The organism is Streptomyces calidiresistens (assembly GCF_014141525.1).
Lineage (GTDB): Bacteria > Actinomycetota > Actinomycetes > Streptomycetales > Streptomycetaceae > Streptomyces > Streptomyces calidiresistens.
This window is the reverse complement of sequence record NZ_VKHS01000735.1, coordinates 1-2,685: the sequence shown is the minus strand read 5'-3', so window position 1 is coordinate 2,685 and position 2,685 is coordinate 1. Positions and strand designations below refer to the sequence as shown.

Below are 2,685 nucleotides of genomic sequence, written 5' to 3'. Positions count from 1 at the left end.
GCCGCTGACCATTCACCAGCGCGAGAGTGGCCGCACCCTGCACTTCGCCCCCGTCCCCGGCGCGCCGGCCAACGAGCTGCCCCTGGTGGCGATCAGCGACCGCAACGACAACCGCATCGAGGTGCGGCACAACGAACACGGTGAGCCGGTCGAGGTCGCCCACTCGGGCGGTTACCGCATCGGGGTGGCGGTGGTCGATCGCCGCATCACCTCCTACCGCCTGCTGTCGGCCGCCGATGAGCCGGTGCTGTTGGCCTTCGACTACGACGACGCGGGCAACCTCGCGCGGGTGTTCAACTCCTCGGGTCTGCCGCTTCGGCTGTGGTACGACGAGCAGGACCGGTTGATCCGGTGGGAGGACCGCAACGCCACCTGGTACCGCTACGAGTACGACGAAGCGGGTCGGTGCGTCTTCGGTACCGGCTCCGGTCGGGTCTTCGAGTACCGCTACGAGTACGACACCACCCACCACCGCACCACCGCCCACGCGGCACGCGGCTACCCCACCGTCTACCAGTTCAACGCCGGCTTCCAACTCGTCGCCGAAACCGATCCCCTGGGCCACACCACCCGCCGCACCCGGGATCGCTACGACAACCTGCTCTCGGTCACCGATCCGCTGGGCCACACCACCCGCTATGCCTACAACGAGCACGGTGACCTGGTCACCGTTGTTCGCCCCGACGGCCATGAGATCCGGGCCGAATACAACGACTTGGGCCTTGTGACAGCGATCACCGAGGCCGACGGCACGATCTGGCGGCAGGAGTTCGACGACCGGGGCAACCGCACCGCTGTCATCGACCCGGCCGGGCACCGCACCGGTTGGACCCACCACTCCACCGGCGCCCCCGCCACCATCACCGACCCGCTCGGCGCGACCACCCGCATCGACACCGACCCCGCCGGGCTGCCCGTCGCGGTCACCGACCCCCTCGGCGGGAGCACGGTTCTGGAGCGGGACGCCTTCGGTCGTCCGATCGCGCTGACGGACCCGCTCGGTGCGGTGACGCGGATGGAGTGGTCACCGGAGGGCAAGCCGGTGCGCCGCACCGACCCCCTCGGACACACCGAAACGTGGGAGTGGGATGCGGAGGGCAACTGCCTGACCCACACCGACGAAAACGGCGGGATCACCACCTGGGCTTACGGCCCCTTCGACCTGCCCGTTTCCCAGACGACATCCGATGGCGCGCAGTATGTCTTCACTCGGGACACCGAGTTGAACATCACCGCCGTCACTGCCCCCGACGGTCGCTCCTGGACCTACACCCTCGACCCGGCCGGACGTGTGGTGGCGGAGACCGACTACGACGGCCACACCACCACCCGCGAGTACGATGCCGCCGGCCACCTGGTCCGCCAGACGAACTCGGCGGGACAAAGCATCGACTACACCCACGACGTACTCGGTCAACCGGTCTCGGCGACCACCGACACCGGCGAGATCACCACCTGGACCCACGACACCGCCGGCCGGCTGGTCTCGGCAACCTCCCCGGGTGTGGAGTTGGCCCGCACCCACGACTCGGTTGGAAATCTCCTCGGTGAGACGGTCAACGGCCACACCCTGACCCTGACCGTGGACCCGGTGGGGAACCCGGTCTCCCGCACCACCCCCACCGGCCACACCAGCCGATGGACTTATGACGCCGCCGGACGCCCGATTGGCCTGGAGACCGCCGGCCGACACCTGAACTTCCACCGGGACGCCGCCGGGCAGGAGATCGAACGCCGCATCGCCGGCGCCCTGACTCTCACCACCGGTCACGACGCGGCCGGACGCACGATCGAGCAGGCACTCACCGGCGCCGGGGGCCGGCGCCTGCACCACAAACGCTGGACCCACCGCGCCGACGGCTACCCCACCGCCGTCACCGAACCGCCCGGTACCACCACCCTCATCCTGGATGCCATCGGCCGTCCCACGAACCTGACCGGTCCGGCCGGGACGGAGGCCTACGCCTACAACCCCACCGGCGACCAAACCGCCGCCACCGCCCCCGGCCTACCGGTCGAGGTGGTAGGGGAGCGCGCCTACACCGGCACCCTCCTGGCCCGCGCCGGTCGTACCCGCTACTCCTACGATGCGGCGGGGCGGGTGGTTCGCCGCACCGTCACCCGCATCTCCCGCACCCCCGACACCTGGCACTACACCTGGGACGCCCACGACCGCCTGGTCGAAACCCGCACCCCCGACGGCACGGTGTGGACCTACACCTACGACCCCTTCGGCCGCCGCATCGCCAAACACCGCCACCACCCCGACGGCCACATCGCCGAAACCGTCCGTTTCACCTGGCACGACACCACCCTCGTCGAGGAACACCACACGGTGCACGAGGGCGCCGCGCCGGTTACCGTCACCACCTGGGACCACACCGGCCTGCACCCCCTCACCCAAACCACCCGACGACTGAACGGCGACGACCTCGCGAAGACCGACCAGGCCGAGATCGACCGGCGCTTCGCCGCCATCGTCACCGACCTCGTCGGCACCCCCACCCACCTCACCGACCCCGACACCGGCGAACTCACCCCCCTCACCACCACCCTCTGGGGCCACAACCCGGGGGCAGCCCTCACACCCCTGCGCTTCCCCGGCCAATACGCCGACGAGGAAACCGGCTGGCACTACAACCTCCACCGCCACTACGACCCCACCACCGCCCGCTACACCACCCC

The 2,685-nt window shown here is 70.0% G+C and carries 1 protein-coding gene; it reads left to right on the top strand.

All coding sequences use genetic code 11. The annotated features are described in order from the left end of the window. A partial coding sequence (locus tag FOE67_RS22135) for an RHS repeat-associated core domain-containing protein (RefSeq protein ID WP_323385278.1) occupies nt 1–2,685 on the top strand: 2,685 nt, incomplete at both ends.